This window comes from Cupriavidus sp. SW-Y-13, from assembly GCF_009793345.1.
Classification (GTDB): Bacteria; Pseudomonadota; Gammaproteobacteria; order Burkholderiales; family Burkholderiaceae; genus Cupriavidus.
This window is the reverse complement of record NZ_WHLX01000002.1, coordinates 1,881,842-1,906,037: the sequence shown is the minus strand read 5'-3', so window position 1 is coordinate 1,906,037 and position 24,196 is coordinate 1,881,842. Positions and strand designations below refer to the sequence as shown.

At 62.1% G+C, this 24,196-nt stretch carries 9 protein-coding genes and 1 pseudogene; 8 read left to right on the top strand and 2 right to left on the bottom strand.

Translation table 11 applies throughout. The annotated features are described in order from the left end of the window. Nucleotides 1-177: 177 nt before the first annotated feature. Both GA566_RS24010 and GA566_RS24005 read left to right on the top strand, forming a co-directional pair. Nucleotides 178-14,976 carry a LysM peptidoglycan-binding domain-containing protein gene (locus GA566_RS24010; RefSeq protein WP_160474226.1) on the top strand — a complete coding sequence of 4,933 codons (14,799 nt, stop codon included), beginning with the start codon at nt 178-180 and terminating at the stop codon, nt 14,974-14,976. Nucleotides 14,977-15,080: 104 nt separating this feature from the next. Continuing rightward, nucleotides 15,081-15,263 (top strand): hypothetical protein, encoded by a 183-nt coding sequence (locus GA566_RS24005; protein WP_160474737.1) that lies wholly within the window; start codon nt 15,081-15,083, stop codon nt 15,261-15,263. A 558-nt stretch (nt 15,264-15,821) separates the two neighbouring features. Here GA566_RS24005 and GA566_RS24000 read toward each other — a convergent pair. Then, complete coding sequence (locus tag GA566_RS24000) at nt 15,822-15,980, bottom strand: hypothetical protein (protein ID WP_160474225.1); 159 nt, start codon at nt 15,978-15,980, stop codon at nt 15,822-15,824. Between the two features lie 130 nt (nt 15,981-16,110). On the opposite strand from GA566_RS24000, the gene GA566_RS23995 reads away from it, so the two are divergent. The 6 genes and pseudogenes from GA566_RS23995 to GA566_RS23970 all read left to right on the top strand — a co-directional run bounded on the left by GA566_RS23995 (nt 16,111) and on the right by GA566_RS23970 (nt 21,809). Further along, entirely contained in the window at nt 16,111-17,355 is a 1,245-nt protein-coding gene (locus tag GA566_RS23995; RefSeq protein WP_160474224.1) for a hypothetical protein, read from the top strand. A 130-nt stretch (nt 17,356-17,485) separates the two neighbouring features. Continuing rightward, nucleotides 17,486-17,620: pseudogene (locus tag GA566_RS23990) on the top strand (hydrolase); the annotation flags it as partial. Nucleotides 17,621-17,733: 113 nt separating this feature from the next. Continuing rightward, the gene (locus GA566_RS23985) at nt 17,734-17,979 is read left to right on the top strand and encodes a DUF2789 domain-containing protein (RefSeq protein WP_137926465.1); all 246 of its coding nucleotides are present in this window, start codon (nt 17,734-17,736) and stop codon (nt 17,977-17,979) included. A gap of 338 nt (nt 17,980-18,317) precedes the next feature. Further along, on the top strand, nt 18,318-19,802 hold the full coding sequence (locus tag GA566_RS23980) for a rhomboid family intramembrane serine protease (protein ID WP_160474223.1): 1,485 nt from the start codon (nt 18,318-18,320) through the stop codon (nt 19,800-19,802). Between the two features lie 123 nt (nt 19,803-19,925). Beyond that, nucleotides 19,926-20,831 (top strand): AraC family transcriptional regulator, encoded by a 906-nt coding sequence (locus GA566_RS23975; protein ID WP_160474222.1) that lies wholly within the window; start codon nt 19,926-19,928, stop codon nt 20,829-20,831. A 105-nt stretch (nt 20,832-20,936) separates the two neighbouring features. Further along, the gene (locus GA566_RS23970; protein WP_160474221.1) at nt 20,937-21,809 is read left to right on the top strand and encodes a sensor histidine kinase; all 873 of its coding nucleotides are present in this window, start codon (nt 20,937-20,939) and stop codon (nt 21,807-21,809) included. Between the two features lie 45 nt (nt 21,810-21,854). On the opposite strand, the gene GA566_RS23965 is transcribed toward GA566_RS23970, so the two are convergent. Beyond that, entirely contained in the window at nt 21,855-24,128 is a 2,274-nt protein-coding gene (locus GA566_RS23965; protein ID WP_370459347.1) for a TonB-dependent receptor, read from the bottom strand. Nucleotides 24,129-24,196 lie beyond the last annotated feature (68 nt).

The window sequence follows — 24,196 nt, the reverse complement described above, 5'->3', positions numbered from 1 at the left end:
TGCCTGTCTCCATTTCCCTCCCGTATGACCGTTCGATTACTGCTATTCGAGGCCGCCTTTCGCTAAACGGAATCCAAAAGCGCTGGATGTACTGGTTCGAGGACCGGTCGAGTTGCTGTGGCGATGCCCAGAGCCGACTGTTCGTGAACCCACCATATACAGGTCAAGAACAAAACCATGGTAGCGATCGTCAGCGGCAACAGCCTCGGTCTGAACCTTACGTCCCTCGCCACGCTCGGGCAGCGCGGCGCCCTCGGTAACGCGGCCCAGGGGCGCAACGGCGAGCAGGCCTACGTCAACGTTGCCACGGGCAACCTGGTGCTCCAGGACCGTGACGACCGGCTGGTAGGCATCGGCGGCGCGACCAGCGTCCTGCGGACCTACAACAGCCAGGGCCAGTTCAACGACGACAACGGCGACAACTGGTGGAACGGGCTGGATACGAAGCTGCAGATCTCCGGCACGGCGGGCACAGCGGGCAGCACCGTGGTGCGCACCGATCGTGACGGATCGCAGGCGGTCTACACCTATGATGCGGCGCGCAGCCTCTATGTAACGACGGCAGGCGGCGGCGCCAACGACGTCATCGCCTACGACACCATCTCCGGCCGGTTCGCGTGGATTGACGGCGACACGCAGCGCAACGAGATTTATGACCCGACAGGGCGCATCGCCAGCAGTATCGATGCGCAGGGCCGCTCGCTCACCTATACCTGGGGCGACCGTGGCGTCATTGGCATCGCCAACAGCGATGGCGAATCGATCCTGCTCGACTATGACGCGAATGGCAACGTCGCGCGTGTGCGCAGCATGGTGCTGGTTGGTGGCACCCCCAAGGCGGTCAGCGCCGTCAGCTATGGCTACGATGCCAGCAATCGGCTGAGCACCGTTACCGTCGACCTGACGCCCGATGACGCCTCGGTGGCCGATGGCAATGTCTATCGCACCACATACACGTACGACGGCGCCAGCAACCGCATTGCCACGGTGACGCAGAGCGATGGCACGAGCCTGGCGTTTACGTATGTGCAGGTGGGTGGGCAATACCGCATCGCCACGGTCACCGATGGCCTGGGCAAGACCACGGCATATACGTACGATCTGGCCAACCGCCGCACCACGGTGACCGATCCACTCGGACTCGTCACCCGCTACGACTACGATGCCAGCGGCCAGTTGACCAGCGTGGACGCGCCGGGCGCCGGCGGCGTTCGGCAGGTCACCACGTTCGCCTACAACGCCAATGGCGATCTGGTCCGCGTGGTAGACGCGGAAGGCCGGGCGATCGACATGGAGTACGACGCCAACGGCAACCAGACGCTGCAACGCGATGCCGCGGGCAATACTGTTCGGCGTGTCTACGATGCGCAGAACCGCCTGCTCAGCGAGACGGCCTATCTTGTGGCCGATCCGGACGGCGCGGGGACCGGTCAGCCTGGTGCGCCGCAGACCACGCGCTACATCTACGATGCCGGCAACAAGGGGCTGCTGCGATTCACGATCTCTGCCGAAGGGCGCGTGACCGAGTATCGCTACGATGCGGCCGGCAATCGCGTGCGCAGTATCGAGTATGGCGCGGGCACTTACAACGTGGCATCGCTGACCGAGACGTCGGTGGTGACCGAGGCCCAGGCGGCCGCCTGGGCAGCCACGCAGGACAAGCGCAGGGTCATCCAGACCGACATGACCTACGATTTCCGTGGTCAGTTGCAGTCCAGCGTGACGTATGCGACCGTGGATGCCTCGGGCAATGGCGTGGCCACTGGCGCGTCGACGCTCCAATACGTATACGATCAGCACGGCTGGCTGCTCAAGACTATCTCGGGCACCGGTGCCGTGACGCAGTACAGCTACGACGGTCTGGGCCGACTGGTAGCGACGCTCGATCCGGCCAATCAACTGACCGCCACCCACTACGACGACGCCGGCAACAAGACGTCGGTGCTGTCGGCCAATGGACTGGTAACCACCAGTGTCTACGACAAGGCCGGCCGTCTGGTCAGCGTGTCGCAGGCGAATGCGGCGTCCCAGCAACTGAGCCAGACCACCTACAGCTACGACGCCGACGGACGCCTGGTGATGACCCAGGATCCGACGGGCGTACGTCGCTGGGTTCTTTACGACGATGCCGGGCGCAAGAGCGCCGAGGTTGATGGCAACGGTACGCTGACCGAATTCGTCTACAACAAGACGGGGCAGTTGTCCGAGACCATCGTCTACGCCAATGCGGTGGTAACATCGCAACTGGTGGATGCGCAGGGTGTTCCGACGAATCCTTCGCTGGCCAGCATTCGCCCGAACGGTTCCGCACTCGACAGCAAGTCATGGCGCATCTATGACAGCGTCGGCCGCCTGGTGAAGTCGGTGGATGCCACCGGTGCGGTGACTGAAACGCGATACGACGGCGCCTCGCGTGTGGTGGCGGTGATCCGCTATGCCAATAGGATCGATACTGCGGGCCTGGGCGCGAATCCGGGTGTAGCCAGCGCAACGCCGGCCACGTCGGCGGACGACCGCATCGTGCGTAATTTCTACGATGCCGACGGCCTGCTGCGCGCCACGCTCGACGGCGAGGGCTATCTGTCGGAGCTGCGCTACAACGCAGCGGGGAAGCTGACCGAACGCATCACGTATGCCACGGCCACTGCCGCATCGCTGCGTGCCACGGGCACGCTGGCACAACTGCTGCCGGCGGCCAATGCGGCCGCCGATGCGCGCGACGTGTACCTGTACGACGGCAAGGGCCAGCTCATCGCCACGGTCAATGCCGAGGGCTACCTGACCGAGAACACCTACGACGCCGCGGGCAACGTGACCAAGACGGTTCGCTATGCCAACAAGGCGGTAGGCACGGTCACATCGGCATCGGACCTGGCCACGATCCGTCCGGCTACCAACGCCGCGGACCAGACCGTACAGCGCACGTACGACCTGTTCAACCGGGCGCTGACCGAGACCAACGTCGAGGGTACGATCACGGCCTACACGTATGACGTGATGGGCAACCGGACGTCGACTGTGCTCGCCAGCGGCACCACCGAAGTCCGCACGCTGAACGTACGCTACGACATCCAGGGCCGCGTGACAGCCGAGCTGTCGGCCGAAGGCGCATCCAAGCTGACCGCCGGCATGACGCAGGCGCAGATCGACGCGATCTGGTCGCAGTACGCCACCACCTACACGTATGACGCGGCGGGCCGCCGGACCAGCAGCACCGATGCCAACGGATTGCGCACGCTGTACTTCTACGATGCCGACAGCCGCCTGACGCATACCGTCAACCCGCTGGGCGAGGTCACGGAGCAGCAATACAACGCGCAGGGCCTGCTGACGGCATCGATCCGTTATGCCACGCGGATCAGCATGGCGAACCTGACCGGCGCCAATGCCGGCGGCATCGTCAACAGCGTGCTGCAGGCGGCCATCGACGCCGTGCGCAACCCGGCGCTGGACAGCAAGGTCACCTATACGTATACGGCCAATGGACTGGCATCGGGTACGACCGACGCCACCGGCAACCAGACGAGCTTCGCGTACGACGCGTTCGGCGAGGAAGTCTCGCGCACCACGGCGCTTGGCGATGGCCGCACAGTCACGCGCGAGACCGCCTACGATCACCGGGGCCTGGCCCTGCAGACGGTACTGGACCGCACCGGCCTGAACCAGGTCAGCAGCGCCGTCTACGATGCATTCGGGCGCGTGATCCGTTCGGTGGACCGCAATGGCAACGTCAGCGAGGTCACATATGACCGCCTCGGCCGTACGGTGTCGACAAAGGATCCGCTGGGCGGCCTGCGCGGCAGCACGTACGACGCGTTCGACCGTGTGCTGACGCAGACCGATGCGCTGGGCAACGTCACGAAGTACGCGTACTCGGACAAGAACCGTACGGTGACGGTGACCCTGCCGGGCAACGTCGTGACGGTGACGTCCCGCAACCGTCATGGGCAAACGGTGAAGCTCACCGATGCGCGTGGGTTCGAGACGGTCTACAAGTACAACCCCAACGGTACCCTGATCCAGACGGACACCAATCTCACGCAGACCAAACAGACCTACGACCGCGCCGGCCGCCTCATCAAGACGATCGATGTCCACGGCAACACGATCAACTACACGTACGACGCAGCCGGGCGTGTGCTCACGCAGCAGTTGGACCCCACCGGCGTCAACCTGACGACGACGTACACGTACGATGCGCTGGGCAACCGTCTGACGGTGAAGGATCCGCGCGGCACGATCACGAGTTACCAGTTCGACCAGAAGGGCCAGGTACTGAAGCAGACCGTGGATGCAAGCGGCCTGAACCTGCAGACCACCTACGCCTACGATGCCGCGGGTCATGTGCTGACGGTCACCACGCCCAACGGCGTGGTCACGGCCTATAGCTACGACACGGCGGGCCGACGCGTCCGCGAGCAGGTGGACCCGGCGGGCTTGAACCTGACCACGACATACGCGTACGACAACAACGGCAACATGGTGCAGAGCGTGGATGCGCTGGGCCATGTGTCACGCTTCGTTTACGACGCGAACAACCGCCTGGTATTCAAGGTTGGTGCCAATGGCGCGGTTACACAATCGGTGTACGACGCCGAAGGTCATGTGGTGCGCTCGGTTGCCTACGCGTCGCCCATTGCGCTGGCCGGACTGCCGGCATCGCTGACGATTGCCGACATCGCAGGCCGGATTGCGGCATCGGCAGCGAGTGACGGCGTGACGTCGAGCGTGTTCGACGCGACAGGTCGTCTGCGCTTCACGGTAGACGGCACCGGAGCGGTGGTCGAATACAAGTACGACGCGAACGGCAATGTCGTGGAGCGTGTGGCTTACGCGAACCGGATCGACCTGTCGAAGTGGGACGGCAAGGCGACCCCGGCGGTCACGGCCGATGCGGCGCATGATCAGCGCGTGCGCTCGGTCTACGATGACCTGAACCGCCCGATCTATACGATCGATGCCAGCGGCATCGTGACCGAGACGAAGTGGGACGAGGCTGGAAACGTCCTGGAGCGCATTACCTATGCCACGCCGGTGCCGGTGGCGACTGCTGCAACCGCTGCGGCCATCAAGGCAGCAGTGGCGCTGGTGGCCAATGCCGCCAAGGATGCACACGTCCGTACCGAATACGATGGGGCGGACCGCCCGGTCTGGAGCGTCGACGGGGTGGGTGCCGTCACGCAGTTCGTGTACGACAAGGCCGGCAACCTGATCCGTTCGGTACGGTATGCCACGCCGATTGCTGCCGGTGCGGCGTTCAGCACCGTGGTGTCGAGCGCGGCCGACGTGGTGACGTCGTACGCCTATGATGCGGCCAATCGCCAGGTGTTCCAGGTCAACGCCCTGGGCGGCGTGACCGAGCGCAGCTACGACGCCAACGGCAACGTCACGGTCAGCACGCGCTATGCCACGGCACTGACCGGTACCGCGCTGACGCAGGCCCTGTCCAACCCTACGCTGGCGGCCATCCGTGCAGCCATCCAGCCCAATGGCGCGGACCGGATCGAACGCTACGGTTATGACGTGGCCAACCGCGCCGCGCTGGCGATCAACGCGCTGGGCGTGGCTACCGAGAACGTCTACGACGCGGTGGGCAACATCGTGTCGGTACGCACATATGCCAAGGCTATCGATGCCAGCGGACTGACGGCCACGTCCACGCTGGCTACGCTGCGCGGCAAGCTCGTTGCCGACGTGGCGCACGACCGGATCGAGCGCCGCGCGTACGACGCGGGCAACCGGCTGCTGTATTCGGTGGATGCGCTGGGCTACGTCAAGAAGAACGAGTACGACGGCATCGGCCACATCGTGAAGACCACGCAGTACGCCCTGGCAATTCCGGCGTCTGCGGCAAGCACGGCTGAGGCAATCGGTGCGGCAGTGGTGGCCGCGGCGACGATGGATCGGGTCAACAGTTTCACGTACGACGCGTCGGGCAACCTGGTGGCGAGCACCGATGCGCTCGGTGCGGTCGAGCGTTACACCTACAACGGCCTGGGCGAAAAGCTTACCTTTACCAACAAGCTCGGCAATGTCTGGTCCTACGACTACGACGCCAGTGGTCGCCTGGTCCAGGAAACGTCGCCGCAGGTGCTGTTGACCGGTGTGTCCGCGACGGGTGCCGGCGGCACCCTGGTGGTTTCCCAGAACGGATACGGCTCGGTGGTAACGCGGTTCCAGTACGATGCACTGGGCAATTTGCTGGCGCGTACCGAAGCAGCAGGCCGCACGGAAGAACGTACCACGCGTTACGAGTACGACGCACTGGGCCGCCAGATCAAGACGACTTTCCCCCCCGTTGCTGTCTACAGCGAAGCGCTCGGCAACGTGGCGGCTAACGGCCAGTACGGTAATGCGGGTCGCGTGGAAACCGTCCGCGTGCTGTCTTCCGAGACCTGGTACGACACCCTTGGCAACGCCGTGGGCGGCAAGGATGTGGCTGGCAACACCAGCGCCAAGGTCTACGACGCGCTCGGCAATGTGTTGTATGAGCTCGACGCCGAGGGCTACGTCACCGGCTATACCCGCAATACGTATGGCGAGGTGAGCCGCCTGGTGCGCTACGCCACACGTACGAGCCTGTCGAACACGCCATTCAACGGCGCTGCGGGCGCGCCGACGCGTGCCACGCTCGAAGCCGCCATCAATGCAGCCGGTATCGATCACAGCCTCGATCGTCAGATCACCAGTACCTACGACAGGCTCGGCCGCGTGGTGGAGCTCGTGGAACCGCAGGCATTCACCTACGACTCCAGCGCGACGGGAGCCGCGCAGTACTTCACCGCGGGCAAGACGACGCGCACCACGTTCGATGCGTTTGGCAACACCGTGCAGGTGAGCCTGCTGCGTAATGCAGTCACCAATGCGTGGGCAACCACGACTAACTACTTCGACCTGCGCGGCAATCAGACGGCCTCGGTCGATGCGCTGGGTTACCTGACGACGAAGAGTTTCGATGCAGCCGGCAACGTCGTGGCGCAGACCGAGTACGCCTCGGCACTGGGCGCTGGCAGCTGGTCTGTATCCGGCTACGGCGCGGTTACGGGTTCTGCCGAGGACCGGACCACGACGATTGCTTTTGACCGCGCCAACCGCAAGATCAGCGAGACGCGCGTCAACGTGGAATACAGCACCGCTTCCAACGGCAGCAGCACGCGCGGCAACCTGACCACGTCATATACCTATGACGCGGTGGGCAACCAGACCAGCGTGACCGATGCGGCGGGCGGCAGGACCTTCACCTACTACGATGCACTGGGCCGCGTGCGGGCCGTGGCATCGCCCTGGGTTGCCAGCCGCGAGACCGGTGACGGCACGCTGACACCGCTCACGGAATTCTGGCGCGACGCCTATGGCAATGTCGTGCTGATGGCACAGCGTGCGGATGGCGCCAGTGTGGCCAACGCCAACACTTACGCGGTGGTGGAGCGGGGAACCGATCGCTACACCTTCACGCAATACGACTCGCATGGTCACGCCACGCAAGTCACCGACGCCACGGGCGTCAATCATTTCACCTCGTTCAATGAACGCGGCCAGGTGGCCAAGACCTGGCAGTCGGTCACCGGTAACGACAACGTCACGCATACGCAGTTCGAGGTCTACCAGTACGACAAGCTCGGCCAGCTGACGCATACGGTGGACCCGGCCTCGACCACGGTGCTACAGGGCGGCCTGAACGTCTCGTACAGCGGCGCCCACACGCAAGTGATGGACGAAAGCGGCCGTGTCGGCGTGGTGGGTACCAACCAGGTCAATCTGGCGTGGTCTTCGCTGATCAATGCGCAGGGAGACCTGGTACGCATCCAGATCGACTACATCACCCTCGACACCCGCTACTCGCTCGGTACGGACGAGAACGGCCAGTCGCTGGGAACGGGCGGTGTTGCCGCACATGCGGCAAGCCGGACGGTGGACTTCTCGGCCGGATCGGCTGCGAGCGGCGCCACTATCGCGTGGACCGATAACGGCGGCAGCGATGGTGGACTCTCTTCGCTGACGTACATCCGCGTATGGCAGTTCGAGGGTGGCCAGTGGGTCAGCAAGTGGGAAGGTAGCCCTGCACAGGGGAACGGTTCCGGGATCAACGAGATCAGCCAGGCGCAGGCTGGCCTGACCGATACCGCGCAGGAATACAACGCGTTTGGCGAGGTGGTGCGCAAGGGCGTGAATGGCGGCCGCCAGGAGTACTACGACTACGACAATGCGGGCCACCTGTGGCGGACCAACAATACCGATGGCGCGGATCGCATTACGCTCTTCGACCTGTACGGCAACGCCACGGCCGATATCCGTAGCGCTGGCGTGGGACGGGGCAATGTCAACATCGCCGCTATCGGCAGTGCCGACATCGCGCGCACACTGAGCGATGTACGGCGGACGGATACCCAGTACGATGCACTGGGCCGTCAGGTATCGATGTCCGGCCCGGAACGCTTGCAGTCGCAGGGCGGCGTTACCGCCCAGTCCACGGTCCTGTCGACGTCGTTCTCGTCGGCCACGCCGTCCGCCGACGAGTCGGGCAACGTGATGTGGTCCGGCACCAGCCAGATCAATCTCTCATGGTCAGGGCTGCAGAATCTGGGCGCGGGTCAGGTGCGTGTGGACGTGGACTACACGACCGCGTCTTACACGTACAACGTGCAGGGCACGGGAGAGAGCAGCGACGAAAGCGGTTCCCAGAACACCGTGACGGTTCCGGGCGTACCGCGGTCGCGTTCGCAGATCCTGACGGCGGAGCAGGGTGCCTACGGTGCGTCCCTGGTGTGGTCGAACGAGCCGAGCTACCAGCCAGGCGGTGTGGGCAAGATCAATCATGTGCGCGTCTACAAGCAGAACGCACAGGGCGAGTGGGTTCTGGTTCTCGATCAGAACGGCGCGGGCGTGGGTGGCAATTCCATCGACGTACAGGCACCTGCCGATCCGATGCAGGTTGTCTATCTGCAACTGGCACCGGCCGATGGCAGCGGCGGATGGGGCAATGCCCTGCCGCTCACGCGTTTCGGCGATACGCTGCGCTACGACGCGGCCGGGATGCCGCCGGGCAACTACAAGTATCAAGTCATCACCGTGGGGCGCGACGGCGTCACGCGCATCACGGGCACGGGCAATGTCAGCCTGGCCGCCCCGGCACTGCAGACCATCGGTACGCCGATCGGCTATGGCCAGGCGGCTGCCGGCGTGCTGTCATGGCAAAGCCCCGGTGACGGCATCGTTCAGACGGTGCGTTATCGCCCCGTGGGCGGTATCGTCTGGCAGCAGATGGCGGCAACGCCCCGAGGCGGCGGCCAGATGGGTGTGGACACGGCCCAGCTTGGAGCCGGCACGTACGAATTCGAAGTGCTGTGGACGCAGGATGGCACCAATGCCCCCTACGCCCATGCGACGGGCACCTTCGTCAAGGTTGCCGAAGTGCCGGGATACTGGGTACCGCAGGTCAACTACCCACCGGTGAGTGTGAGCCTGGCCGACGGCGTGGTGGGTACGCAGCCCGTCGTGGACGAGGCCGGCAACACCACGTGGACCAAGGACGAATCCGGCAACATCATCGGTGCGACGCCCGCCAAGCTGCTGCGGTGGCCGGCCACCTACGGCACCAATGCGCAGTTCATGTACCGCGCCAAGGGCAGCGGCACCTGGGTTTCCCTGCAGGTATATTCCGAAGCGGCCGACGAATCGGGTAATCCGGCAAGCCAGTATGTGAATGTGACCGGCCTGCCCGCAGGCGAGTACGAATATCAGCTCTTTGTCACGGACGTGGCAGGCAATCGCGTCGGCCAGGCCCTGGGCACGCTGACCTACTATGCACAGGGCCCGGGTCACTACGAGACCCGCAATGTCCAGGTGCAGGTGCCAGTCACCGCGTACCCTGCCGATCCGGCCCAGTACATCACCGGCTACACCCCGGCGCAGTACACGTACCCGGTGATCCTCGGTACGGACGAATCGGGCAACCAGATCCTCAACGCGCACTACGCATGGCAGGGTAGTGTCGTGGTGGCGGTTCCGTACGCGGAGTATCAGCTCACAAGCTGGGCCACCGAGTGGTATACGGTGCAGGTCCCCACGCAGGGCCCGCCGGTCATGACGACCGATGAATCCGGCAACGCTGTGCCGGCGCGGGATGAGGCCGGCAACATCATCTACACCACGGTGTATGTGACGGAATGGCGTTCGCGCAGCGTGCCGGTCTACAGCTGGGTCACGATCTATCCGCCCAACCCGAATGCCTACATGACCGTGGCGCCGCGGCCGCTCTACGGTTATCCGGTTGTCATCGGCACGGACGAATCCGGCAACCAGATCCTGAACGCGCATTACGCCTGGCAAGGCAATGTGGTGGTAGGCGTGCCGTACACGGTCTATCAGTGGCAGACGCAGCAGCAACAGGTATGGGTGGAGGGCACTACGCCGCCGCCGACCACGCAGTCGACTACGCCGCCCTATACCCCGGCCTACTATGTCAACCCGATTCCGGCGCAGTACAGCGCAAGCGTCTCGACCACGTCGAACATTGCAATCAGCCTGAGCGCCAGCCAGGCTGGCGGGTCCATCGGGCAGTCGGTGGGTGGCGTCAACGGAGACGCCTACTGGGCGCGTCCGACCGTGCAGCAGAAGCTGGATCGTTGGGGCAACGTGCTCGAGATCAACGATCCGCGCTCGCCGTACTTCAAGACCACGTACCGCTACAACGCCAACAACCAGGTTATCGAAGAGCGCCGACCCGATGCCGAGGGCAATCAGACCTACCTGAGTCCTGTCACGCGCCATTCCTATGACGCAATGGGTCGTGAAGTGGCGGTGGTCGATGCCAACGGCAACGTCAATGGCAAGACCTACGATGCAGCGGGCAATGTCGCGAGCGAGCTGCATGCTGACGGCGGCGTAGTGAACTACCGCTACAACGCCTTCGGCAACAAGACGTCGATGGTCGACGCCATGGGTTGGCTCACACGCTACACGTATGACGCGGCCAATCGCCTGACGAGCACGATTCATGCGGCGACCGAAGTCACGTATATCGACGGCAGCTACAACCTCCAGAGCAGCGGCTGGCAGAACGTGACGGAGCAGTATGTGTACGACCAGGCCGGCCGTCTGCGCATGCAGATCAATGGCGCCGGGGCCGTCGTGCGCTATGCGTACGACATGCGCGGCAACCTGCTGTCGACTACGCAACCAATGGGGCAGGTCACGCGTTCCGCGTATGACGCGCTGAATCGCAAGATTGCCGAGGTCGATCCCACCAGCATGGCGTCTACCTGGACCTACGACTACTTTGGCCGAGTCACGCGACATACGGACATTGGCGGCGCCGTGTACAGCTACGCCTATGACAACGCCCGGCAGTTGATCGCTCAGAGCAATACGCGTGGACAGTCCCTGGGCTGGGGCTACGACGCGGCAGGCCAGGTGACCCGGATCTCCGACTACGCACTGGGCCAGACCACGACCTACGCGTACGATCTGGCCGGCAACAAGGTACGGGAGAAGACCGAACAGGGCGGCGTGGTGTACCAGGACAACTTCCTGGCCTACGACGCACTGAATCGCCTGCGCGACGTGGCCGATGGCCAGGTGCACATCTCGTTCCAGTACGACGCGGTGGGCAACCGTACGTACATCGAGCAGCATTCGGTGGACGGCAACAATCGATCGGATGTGGGCCGCTATTTCCGCTACGACTCGATGAACCGCCAGACCATCGTGGACGGCGTGGATCCGTACGGCAACCTCGGTGCGCAGGGTCACTACATCACGTACGACAAGAACGGCAATCGTCTGTCCGACTTGTACTACGGCAACAAGGTGACCACCGCTGGTGGCGAGTCCATCATCATCGGCTACGAGGAATCCGGCGAGGCGATCTATGGTTTCTCGGATACGCACTTCGTTCGTTCCGAGGGCCTGGTCACGGAGAACTACAGCTACGACTATCAGAACCGTCTGGTCAGCGTGGTGCGCGACGGCGTGCAGATCGATCACCGCTTCTATGACGGTGCCGGCCGTGTGACCATGAGTGGCTCGCGCAACCTGCCGCAGGACTACGTCAACAAGCTCAACGAGGGTGTGGCGCAGGATCAGACCAACGGCCTGGAAATGCGCGTCAACCAGTACGACGCGAATGGCCGCTTGCTGCATCAGCGCACGTACAAGAGCGACGGTGTGCTGAAGGCGGACGTCAACTACGACAGCTACGATGCCGCGGGCAACGTGCTGCAGTACACGCTATCTGACTACGCAGGCGGTTACACGAACGTCTACAACTACAGCATGCTGCGGTTCGAGGGCTACAAGCAGGGCACGCTCACGGGCAGTAGCAACAAGATGAATGGGGGCTCGACCACGAGCAGCTACGACGTCAACGGCAATCTGGTCTCGATTACCGATGCGACGATGCCGGCTAACAACCGGACGTTCGTGAACGACGCGGCTGGCCATGTGCTGCAGGTCAACCAGGGCGGCAACGTCAACCGTCAGCTCGTGGTGAACGGCGAAGTCATCGGCCAGCACGGCGTGGGGATCAATCCTGTGACGCCGAAGGATGGCAAGGGCAACCCGAACTTCTCGTACAGTGCGGACTACGATTTTGGCTACCAGTCGATCGTGGCGAGCTACCCGAACGCGTCGCCGGGCAGCTACACGGTGCAGAACGGCGACTCGCTGCAAAGCATCGCCCGCAGCGCCTACGGTGATTCGGCGCTGTGGTTCCGCATTGCGGAGGCCAACGGCCTGAGCTCGGACCGCGACCTGCGCGTGGGTCAGACGCTGAACATCCCGAACCAGGCCACGGGCATCCACAACGACGGTAGCGTGTTCAAGCCGTACGACCCGAGCAAGGTTGTTGGGGATACGACGCCGAACCTGCCGATGCCGAGTGCGGGTGGCGGTGGTTGCGGGATGCTCGGCGCTATCATTGTGGCCGTCGTCATCATCGTGGTCGCAGTAATTTCGCAGCAGTATTATCTTGCGGCAGAAGGTGTCGCAGTGGGCACTGGTGCAGGTGCGGTTGCCGAAGGGGTCGCCGTGACGGGTGCGAGTGCTGTCTCGGCTGTAGGGGCAGGGGGGGCCACCTGGACGGCTGGCAGTTTGGTCGCTGCGGGGGCGATTGGCGGTGCTGCGGGTGCGGTCGCCGGGCAACTAGTTGGCATGGCATTGGGTGTCCAGAAGGGCTTCGACTGGAAGGGCGTTGCGCTTGGAACAATTGGAGGTGCGATATCAGGCGGTCTGTCATCCGTCAGTCTCTCTGCGAACGGAATTGCAAATGCTGCAATGCGCGCAGCACTGGTAAGCGCGTCGACACAGGGAATTGCAGTAGCAACAGGACTTCAGAAGAGCTTCAACTGGATCGGAGTAGTGGCGTCCGCCGTCGGAGCGGCGGCCGGACAAGGCATCACTGACAATCTGCTAGGTGAGGTTAAGTTCGACGACGGCGGCCGGGTGATCGGACGAGAAAGTACCGCACTGACGCGGGGCTTCGCAGACACCTTTGGAGGTTCTACAAACAATGCGGCAGCTGTACTGAGCAGCTTCGGCGCCGGTCTGACGACGCGTGCCATGTCCGGCGGACGTGTCGACGTGCTGCAAGTCGCGACGGATGCATTTGGCAGTGCGCTGGGCAGTAGCCTGGCCAATGGCAACTCTTCCAGCCAGTCCAGTGCGGGCGAGGAGGTTCTGACGGCGGCGCAGGCGCAGACCGGCGGCGGATTCGATAGCGATGCAGCGGACAACCAGATGGTCGAGGCATTCTCGACTCCGAGAAATGGGTACGCAGATGGCGGATCGTCGGTACTGCTGGCCAGCAACAACAGCGTCATGAGCGATGCCCAGAGTCCAGTCGAAGAAGCTCTCGGATCGAAGTTTGTGGGGACATTGCAGGGCGTTACCGTGACGCCATATGGCAGTCGTCTGGATCCGATCTATGGCACCGGTTCCGCATATGCGCCGTTGGATTCCACTGCGGGGCTGACGGGGACGTTCGGTGGCGCCGGGTTGGTGGATGACAGCCTGCACATCTTCTCCGAAGATGTGCAGGCGCGTCGGGATGCTATCGAAAGTCAGATTCGCTGGGAGATTGCGGGGCAGGAAGCTCGTGACGCTTCGTTGGAGGGCGGGCAGCTACTGCCTACTGGTGGTGTGGCGCGTAGCATTCCACGTGGAGGTGTTGGCAACTTCGAGATGGTGCGGAATGGCAACTGGGATGCCGCCTTGAATCTCGCGGCCGATCCGTTTGGGTTGCTTGGTGAGCTGCCAGGATTGCGCGAAGATCTGGGTAGGTTGAGTCGTACGCAAGCAGAAGGGCAGATTGAGAGGATGCGCCAGGGCATGATCGATGCGGGTGTTAAGAACGTACCGGAGTATTCCCTGGCATGGGACGCTAGCGGAAAGGTGGTCCGGGACTACGCCGCCACGACAGATAATCTGGGGCGAGTTTACGAAGAATTCGTGCGCGATCAACGCATGCGCGAGACATGGGGCGACGACTATCAAAACCTGCGCATCGGCAAGACTCAAATGACTCCGATGGAGTTTGAGAAGAAGGTCCTTGATATCCATCAGGCTGCGACGGATGACGCTTACAGAGATGGCATCGACGCCATAGATCGAGGACGTTTGCCTAAGTCTGCGAAGGATCTCGGTGTTTTTATTGATGACCGAGTACGGTTGCAGTTACGTGGATTTGCGGCGGCGGAGGGGCTGAGTGATAGTGCGGCATCGAATGTATGGGCTGTCAACCGCCGCATCAAGAGTGAACAAGTGCCGGGCTGGGGAGTGCCCGACAGCAGGCTAGGAGCGAATCTTTATGCCGATACAACGCTGGCAGCGAAGGGCGCATATACGCCCCAGATTATGAAGTGGAACGAAATACGCCCCGGCAATGTCCTGATTATTCGACCGACGGATCTGGGGGGGTCATATTCAATCCTTCGCAACGCGATTCCGTCGTTTACGAAGCCTGCTGGCAGAGGTATGTGATGTCATTGAGCGAGAAATTAGCGGACTTTGCCGCTGCTCTCTCGGGAGCAACGTTAGCCCCAGATGGGTATCCGAAATGGGGTTACGTTACCTATGAAAGCAACATGGCCGATTTGAAGACACTGTGGGGGGAGATTCGCCCACAGTTGACACGTGATATTGACCGCGCTGCGTTGATTGACGAGAAGCTGAGTGAGATGTTTGCAGCGTTCGATGCAGGGGATAAGGAGCGAGGGCGCGACGCAGCTTGGTTGATGTACAACCTAAAGGTAAAAGAATTGCGATAGGTGTTGGGTTTACCCTACGAACAACGCCCGCCTTGTGCGGGCGTTGTCGTTTCTGGGGTGCTATGCGTCGGGCTTCATAATGTCGCTGACGGCATGCTCGCCATCGAGGTCGAAGCGCACGAACTGCCGGGTGCCCGTCCGGGAAGCGCTTCTCGACGGTGCCCTTGGGCGTGTCGGGCGTCGAGACATAGATCGGGTTGCCCCGGGCGAGATGCTAGCGGGCGGCCGCGCCGTCGTCATTGAACATCTCGGCGAAGAGGGCTTCCAGTTCGTCGTCCGACAGCAGGTGAATCGGTTTGGGTGGCAGCATGACGAGGGCAACTAAACAAAAACTAAACAGAAACAGAACTTGTTCTAAACATCAGCAGAACAGTCCAAGCCTGAGGGACACTGAAAGGGGATTTAAAGGTAACAGTAATGGGACAGTTGTGGGACTGTCATGGGACATGGCCAGCCCTGCAAACCGGATGGGATACGCTCTTTAGCGGCGTTGGCGGGGTGTAAAAGGCCCTCCCTCAGCCCGGTCCGATTCTGCTGCAAATCCTGGTCCTAAGCTCTCTACACACCATACCCACCTCGTTCGAGGAGCCTGAAGCCCGCGCCCACGGAAATGCGGATCAGGTCTTCGGTCACGCCGATCACGTCCAGGTTCTTGTCCTTGAGTTGCCGGCGGATGGGCGGGTCTGGCTGCACCACCATTTGCAGCTGGTGGTGCATACATTGGTACTGTTGGTGGTCCGATTGGCGTCGCCGTGGGCGGGGCAGTGGGAGGATTGGTTGGTGGGGCGGTGGGATACTACGGAGGCAGCAAGGGTGCCACAATGGTCTACAAGTCGGTGAAGTCCGGATGAAATTCAGTGACAAACTGGTTAAAAAGGTAATCATTGTGGATATAAATGCGGTAATTCTTGATGTGTTGGAAAGACCCCTAGTTCACTTCGGAAGAAAGGTTGCGGTGCTGATGCCTGACTTCCAAGTCAAGGCTATCGATTTTGGAACTTTTCCAAACGCGCTGCTAAGTTTATCGCCGACGCCCTGGAGGCATACCTGGGTGAATCAAAATCGGCTTTGGTATCATTTTGATAAATTGTCGAAGGAATACTCGGTCGTCGACGAGTCCAGTTTGCCGGTTTATAGGAAAGGTGGGCTATTCTATCCAGGGACTTGGCTCATCGAAGAGCGTGATGACGGTATCGTTATTGGTGCCAATGCTTTGGGAGGCGAGCATCCGCAGCTTGGTGTCACCAGTAGATCAGGGTTCCACCTCTACTACCACCGGGGTCAACGTGTCGAGTTACTAAATCAAGACGCGATTCCGTATCTCATTTGGTCTGTTTGGCGCGAAGGCACTTCTCTCATTCTCGCTGGCATGACTTATCGAAGCAGTGACGCTGAAGCGGATGATTCGGACGAGGAAGTCTCACTCGGGCGGCCAGCATTGATACGGTGCAGTCTCGATGGGGACCGTTGGGAGGAAATATCGCTAGCTGGGTCTGCGCATGCCGATGCTGAAATTATTCATCGATATCTTGATGGAGTTGGGCAGGCTGGCAAGCTTCAATTTGAAGCTTGGGTAGGTAACGAGCACGCGACGGGGCACGGTCGAATTTTGATTGCGGCACTCGCCAAAAAAAGCACGACACTCTTGGATAATCTGGCTTCAATTTCCGTTATGCCACTAGTATCGGATTATGATGCATTGGCTTTCGTTTCTTGTGAGCGTAGCGAGGTTGTTCTTGCAGAGATGTCCGGGAGACTTGTCAGTATTCTCTTCACGCAAGGGAGGACTCTTTTTGTTATCTGCCGCAGGATTGAGGATGATGGGCAAATAGTTGGTGGATTGCATATTATCGATCCACAATCCCATGGTTTGAAATTTCTAGAGATGCGCATCGATGGGATTGATCCCCGGACTACATTTTATAGCCTGACAGTGGCATTCTTTGGTGAGGCGGGCTACTTCGGTGTGCTCGTTTGCGAGAAGGCGCCGGATCATGTCTTCATTCATAGTGACGATGCTTTGGACTGGCGGGTTGTCGGCACCTCGGGGACTGTCGAATGTCGCCAAGCCGATGAGTTTTACGACCGTTAAAGTGAGTTGGCGGTCTATGGAATGGTTACTTGATCACTTTTTCCAATCCACGCCGCACCTCCTACACCTACACCCCTCCTCCCCCACAACGCTCCATCCAGATCTTCCAGCAGACCTGATCGCCCGCTTCCTGAGCGAACAACACTCAGGCGCCTACGGCATGGGCATCGACTACGCCTACACGATGGTGCACAAGGCCGCGCAACGTACGCAGACGCCGCATGAGTCGATCGCTCCGGTGCATGCGCCGGTGATCGAACGCTGAGAGAGATGCGTCGGGAACCAGAACGAATTTCCGGCGCCTTATCAGGCACGCGCGCCCGGCAGACCGGGCGGCCTTGCACTACTCTGATATCAACGTTCTCACCGGAGTTGCCGATGGACACCCCCTTTCACCAGTTCTCCGACCTGTTCGCACAGCTTGGCCTGCCTTCCGAGGAGGCCGACATTCGCGCCTTTATTGCCCAGCACTCGCCGCTCTCGCAAGACAAGGAATTGTGGGAAGCCCCGTTCTGGACCCCCGCCCAGGCATCGCTGCTGCGCGACGAGTTCGTCGAGGATGCGGACTGGGCCGAAATGGTAGATCAACTAAATCTGGCGCTACGCGCGCCGGCACGGCTCTGATCCTGCCGCCTCATTGACGAGGCGGCTTGCATCGATCGTTCTCCCCCCACTATCGTTTGCGCCACGCGCGCCGTGGCCTGTCTATCGCTGGCAGGTCGAAGAGATGACGCGAACATCTAACGATTTCGGGAAGAACGATGACGCTATCGCAAGTCGGGAGCAAGAGACCGGCGCCTGCGCGCCGTAGAGGCGCTTTCTACGTCAAATGGTATGGGTCGCCGCTGATTGTGCGGTTGCTGTTGTGGCTCGGTTTCGGGGGGCTGGCAGCACTGATATGGGTGCGAGTTCTGCGCGGCGCCGACGCTTCTTTGCTCTGGGTCGCGTCGGTGATGATCGGAGTGATCGTCCTGATTGAGCTGACCTGGGGCCGCTATCGGCCATTGCGCAAGCCGCTGTTGACCATCGATGCCACTGGCATCGGTTCGACGGCATTTCCGCGCTCGCAATGTCACCTTCCATGGCAATCGATTGGCAGCATTGCGATACGCAAACGGTACGGTATAGCGATGCTGGTGGTCGAGCCGGTCGAACCGACGAGTTGGCTTCGTCGCCGCCTCGGGGTGCTTCTTGGCGGATTGAGCAAGGCAGACAGGCAGCAGGTCGAAACGCTGGTTACCCATCTGCGCGTCCTGGCAAATAGCGGGGTCGCGAAGGAAGTTCAAGCCGAAAAGGCATTCCTTGCCCGTATGAACACGATGCCGCGTCCCTGGGCGGTCTACTCGCTGATCGCGGCGAATATCGGCGTCTGGCTGCTCATGGTCTTGTTCGGCGCCCCATTGTTCGACAGTACCCCTGTCTCGATGCTGGTCGATTGGGGCGGCAACGTTGCAGTGCTCGCACACGATGGCCAATGGTGGCGAATGTTGACGGCCACGTTCCTGCATGGCGGCATCGTGCACGTTGCGATGAACATGGTGGTGCTCTACATGCTCGGCCGAAAGGTCGAGTGGTTTCTCGGCCCGCGCAATTTCCTGCTGGTTTATTTCGGTGCGGGCCTGCTGGGCAGCGCCGCCAGTCTGCATTTCAGCGCACAGGCCGCCGTGGCCGTGGGCGCATCCGGTGCGGTATTCGGGGTGGGTGGGGCATTGCTTGTCATTGCCTTGCGCAACCATGCGCATCTGCCCCGTGAGATCCGTCAGTCATTGATTGGCGATTCGGGTTTCATGATTTGCTATTCGCTTATCCGTGGCTTCGGCGCAGAAAACATCGACAACGCCGCGCACGTGGGCGGCCTGATCGGCGGCCTGTTGCTGGCGGCATGCCTGCCCGACAGCATCGCACCACAGCCGGCGTGGACGAGAGCGCAAACGAAAACGCGCACCGATGTCTGGTCGCGCTTTGTCCCGCTGACCGTGTGTGCGGCCATCGTGGTGGTAGCCGTGGCCATGCTGTCGCCGCCCGGTACGCAGGAGCAGCGCGACAGCTTGGCCGTGACGCGACAGTTCGAGCAGGCGGTCACGCAGTTTCAGGCGGCACTCAAGGACGTGGTCTCGGATGCAGCCGCGATGACCGAGGGCAAGCTGTCCGAGGAGGAGTGGCAAACGCGCAGCCAGACGATGCGAGCCTTGGCCTTTACAGAGCTGTACGGGGTGCTTGGCAATCTGGTGCTGCCGCCTGACGACAGGCGGGCGGTGGCAGTCAAGGACATGATGCAGATCGCCGATGTCATGAGCAGAATGATGGCGCAAGAGTACCGATGGGATATCGAAGCGGGCGGATACGTGCCACGCAATCCCGAGCGCTTCCAGGGATTGCAGGAAGAGGTGGAGGTATTGTTGGAACGGTTCACAAGGAATACGAAGCAACTCACGAGCCAACGATAAAAGCAGCCCGACAACCGCCTGTCGGAATGCCCACACCGTGCTATCCTGCGCCGACATGCCGCCCCGCCACGCCCCCGTTCCACCTGGCAGGCGACATGCTCGTGAAGTTTTACGGACGAAACCATGTCGGCCGCCCCCAGCCTCTCCATTTCGAAGCCTGCCCAGTTCGACGCATTCGGTTGCGCCGCTGGATTGCTGCAGGCCGATCACGCGCTGTCGGGCAGTGACATCCAGTTCTTTCGCAAGACTTCTGCCCAGTCATCGGGGCAGTTCGCGATGCCGGCGGCCGAGCGTGGCTTTGTCGTAGGCGTGTCGATGCATGCGGGCCATCGGCGCCGCATCATGCAGGGTCACCGGGTTGGTACGTACGATTTCGATGCGGGTGCCATCTACATCCGCGATCTGGCCGAGGACTACAAGGCGGATTTCCAGTCCAGTTTCGATTTCATCCTGATGGAGTTGCCGCGTGGCCTGATCGAGCGTACCAGCACCGAAATGGGGCGTACGCGGTTGCGCAGCCTGCGCACCACCGCCGGTCAACAGGACGCGGTACTGGGACATCTGGCGCACGCGATGGCCCCGGCGCTCCAGCATCCGCAACAATCCTGCCGCCTGTTCGTGGATCAGTTGTCCATGGCGATTGGTGCACATCTCGTCTGCCAGTATGGCGGTGATGCCGTGGCATCGCCCAAGACCAATCGGTTGCTGTCGCCACGCAGCGTATCGCGTGCGAAAGAGATGCTCGTGGCGCGGCTCGATGGCGATGTGTCCGTTGCCGAGGTGGCCGATGCGTGCCACATGTCGCGCAGCCATTTCACCAGGGCGTTCCGTGATACCACGGGACACACGCCTTACCAGTGGCTGTTGGCGCAGCGCATTGAACGCGCCTGCGCGTTGTTGTGTGACCCGGCGATGTCCTTGGCCGAGGTGGCCATCGGCTGCGGCTTTGCCGACCAGAGCCATTTCACGCGTGCATTCTCTCGCGCGATGGGTATGACGCCGGGGCAGTGGCGGCGCCGCACGACCTGAGTTTCCCCTCGAATCCAGCAGGAATTGACAATCCGCGTCACAAATCGACAAGGCGTGCGTGCCATGGTCGCGTAGATTCCATCGGGAATACCGACTGGACTGTGGATGAATCACCCCGAGGCCATTGCGCCGATCGAACCCCCTTGCAACGAGGCCGTCGCGCCAACGCTGCGGCGCGCGGCGGGCGACTGCCGGTGCGCGGACAGCGATGCGCTGCGCACGGCGAGCGCGGTTGTGCAGGGCATGCAGGAGCAGATGGTGCATCTGGCGCGCGTGGCCACGCTGGGAACATTGGCCGCGTCAATTGCGCATGAAATTCGCCAGCCATTGACCGCGATCCGGCTTGAGGCCTATGCCATCCAGCACTGGATGAAGCGGTGCCCCGGCGTGGCAGACCCCGTGACCCAACAAGTCGTCCAGGAAGTGGCGGAGGGCGTGCGCCGCATCCAGGAGCAGTCGGAGCGTGCGGAACAAGTCATCCATAGCCTGCGCGCGATGATGCGCAGCGAACCGAACAAGCCGCAGGCGTTCACGCTGGCGCAGGCCGTTCGCGATGTCATGCCGCTGCTGGAAGGCCGCCTCAAAGATGGTGGCATCGCGCTGCGCATCGATGTCGATGAGACATTGCCTCCCTTACATGGCGACAGCGTGCAGATCCAGCAGGTATTGCTGAACCTGGTGCTCAATGCCATCGAAGCTCGCAAGGAAGACTGCGCCGAGCTGCCGCTGGTAGAACTCCGGGCGCGGCGGGTGGAACCGGCCATGCTGCGGGTCGAGGTCATCGACAACGGCGGCGGTATCGCGCCCGATCAACTGGCGCGAATCTTTCAGCCGTTTGTCAGTACCAAGGGCGAGGGCATGGGGATCGGGCTGGCCATCTGCAGGTCGATCGTCGAACTGCATGGCGGATCGATTCGCGCCGCGTCCAGCGAAGGGCGTACCACGGTCACGTTCACGTTGCCTCTGCAGGCAACGTAACCGGAACGCCCGAATTCAAGCGGCGCGAGTTTGCTGCAAGGTGCGTCAGAAGGTGATGCCTACATTGAGCAGATAGGTGCGGCCCGATGCAGGCACCGCGCGCGAAGCGCTGAACGACGATTGATAGTTCAGGCGGTTCGTGAGGTTGTACACGTTGAACGAGGCGCGGAAGCGGCCCTGCCGGTAGGCGATCATCGCGTCCAGCGTGAGGTTGTCCGGCATGCGTGCCGTGTTGGCCTGGTTGGCCCAATAGCCGGACGCGTACTGCACGCCGCCACCCACCGACAGTTGTCCCGGTAGCGGCACGATGGTCTGCGGAATCGTGTACGCCGTCCAGAACGTGACGTTGTGATGCGGCACGCCCGGCGCAACCTTGCCGACGAACGCCGCGTTTGGCGCGCTGGTCACTTCGCCATCGAGGTACGCGTAGGCCAGGCTGACCGTCCAGTTGGGGGTCAGCGATCCATTGGCACCCAGTTCCACGCCCCGGATGCGGCGGCCCTCGCCGCTTTCGCCAAAGCCATTGATCACCATGCCAGTCACCGGATCGGTCGTGTAGGCATTGGCCTTGCGGATCTGGAACAGCGCGCCGGTGACACCGAGGCGTTTGTCGAGGAAGTCGAGCTTGGCGCCTACCTCGACCGTGTCCGAACGCTCCGGCTCGTTGGAGACTCCGTCCTTGGGCACCTCGGTCTGCACGCCGCCCACGGCCGTTGCGATGTCGGTGCCCACCGGGCGATAGGTGCGTGAGAACGACGCGTAGAACATGGCGTCCTGGGTCGGCTCCCAGATCGCGCTGATCGCCGGACTCAGCTTGCGCGAATCGGCCACGCCGCCGATGCCCGATGCCTCGGTCGTGCCGTATTCGCTGCGGAAGTAATCCCAGCGCAGGGCGCCCAGCAGCGAGATCTGTTCGTTGAACCAGACGCGGTCGCTGGCGAACACGCCGACATCGAGGGCATTGGCATCGCGCCTGCCACCGGTGTAGCTCACAGAGGGATTGACGCTGGCATCGAAGGCCGGATTGACGATAGTCTGGTTGTTGAGGCGACCGGTCCAATTGCCCCGGTCGCGCCGATCGCGCTGGTAGCTCACGTCGAGTCCGCCCATCGCGCGATGGCGCAGGCTGCCGGTGTGGAACTCGCCGCGCGCCGTGGTCACGTTCTGCAGTCCCCATCCGCGCTGCAGATACGTCATGCCGCCGCGCGCGCCATAGCGCAGCGCCGCGTTGTTGCCGGCCAGCAGCCGTTGCAGCGTGGCATACGGCACGCCCGCCGGGTTGGTGCCAGAGAAATCGCGCTGGTAGAAGCTGTAGCGCGTGTCGTTGTTGAGCGTGACACCACCGAGCACCGTCTGGAACCCGGAAGTCACGATGTGCGCATCGCTCTTGTCGCGGTCGGTGTTGCGCACGTACGAGGTGGAGGGCGTGATGCCGGGCACGCCGTATTCCGAGAGCGGACGATAGATGCGATCGGCACCTTGCGCCAGCGGTTGGCCGAAATCGGGCTGGCCGTCGCGGTACAGATATGAGTAGTTGAAATGCCACACGGTAGCGGTGCCGAGTCCCGTACCGAAATCGATCGCAAAGCCGCGCCGATCGTCATCCACATGGTCGCGGTCCGGCACGCTGCCGTTCTGGAACATACCGTTGATGCGCACGGCCGAGGTATCCGACAGTGGGATGTTGCTGTCCACGGTCGTGCGATAGGTCTGGCCCGAACCCACGCTCTGGTCGATGGCGGTGCTGGCGGATTTGTTGGCTTTTTTCGTGGTCTGGTTGATGAGGCCGCCGACGCTGCCCACGCCAAAGCTCTCGCCAGCCGGCCCCTTGATGACTTCCACGCTATCGGTGTTGAAGCTGTCGCGCTTGTAGGCGCCAAAGTCGCGCAGGCCGTCAACGTAGATATCGCCCTTTGCCGACAGTCCCCGGATGCGGAACTGGTCGCCGCTCTGCCCGCCATTGCCCTCGCCAGCAGAGATGGTGATGCCGGGCACATTCCTGAGCGCCTGTTCCAGCGTCGTGATCTGCTGCTGCTCCAGGATTTCCTTCGGAATGACCAAGACCGTCTTCGGCGTTTCCTTGACCGTTTCAGGCAGACGGGCGATGCCGGTGGTGGCTTCGTTGGTATTCGCGGGATGCGTGCCGACGACTGTGACACGCGGCAGATCGGCGATGGCAGGCGCGGGGCGGGCATTGCCCGGTGGTGTGGCCTGCGCGTGCGCCACGAAGGGCAGTGCGGACATGGTCAAGGCCGTACCCGTTCGTGCCGCACCGGACACGAGGGCATGGATCGATGACGCGAGGATGTTTTGCTGCACGGAAAATACTCCAGCTGGACTTCGGAACAGGGGTGGACTGTCGAAGGAGGGCGGAGTAGTCAAGCATT

Excerpts from the sequence above, each read along its gene's own strand:
- GA566_RS24010 (WP_160474226.1), top strand. The coding sequence starts at position 178 with ATGGTAGCGATCGTCAGCGGCAACAGCCTCGGTCTGAACCTTACGTCC.
- GA566_RS24005 (WP_160474737.1), top strand. The coding sequence starts at position 15,081 with ATGGCCGATTTGAAGACACTGTGGGGGGAGATTCGCCCACAGTTGACA.
- GA566_RS24000 (WP_160474225.1), bottom strand. The coding sequence starts at position 15,980 with ATGCACCACCAGCTGCAAATGGTGGTGCAGCCAGACCCGCCCATCCGC.
- GA566_RS23995 (WP_160474224.1), top strand. The coding sequence starts at position 16,111 with ATGAAATTCAGTGACAAACTGGTTAAAAAGGTAATCATTGTGGATATA.
- GA566_RS23985 (WP_137926465.1), top strand. The coding sequence starts at position 17,734 with ATGGACACCCCCTTTCACCAGTTCTCCGACCTGTTCGCACAGCTTGGC.
- GA566_RS23975 (WP_160474222.1), top strand. The coding sequence starts at position 19,926 with ATGTCGGCCGCCCCCAGCCTCTCCATTTCGAAGCCTGCCCAGTTCGAC.
- GA566_RS23970 (WP_160474221.1), top strand. The coding sequence starts at position 20,937 with ATGAATCACCCCGAGGCCATTGCGCCGATCGAACCCCCTTGCAACGAG.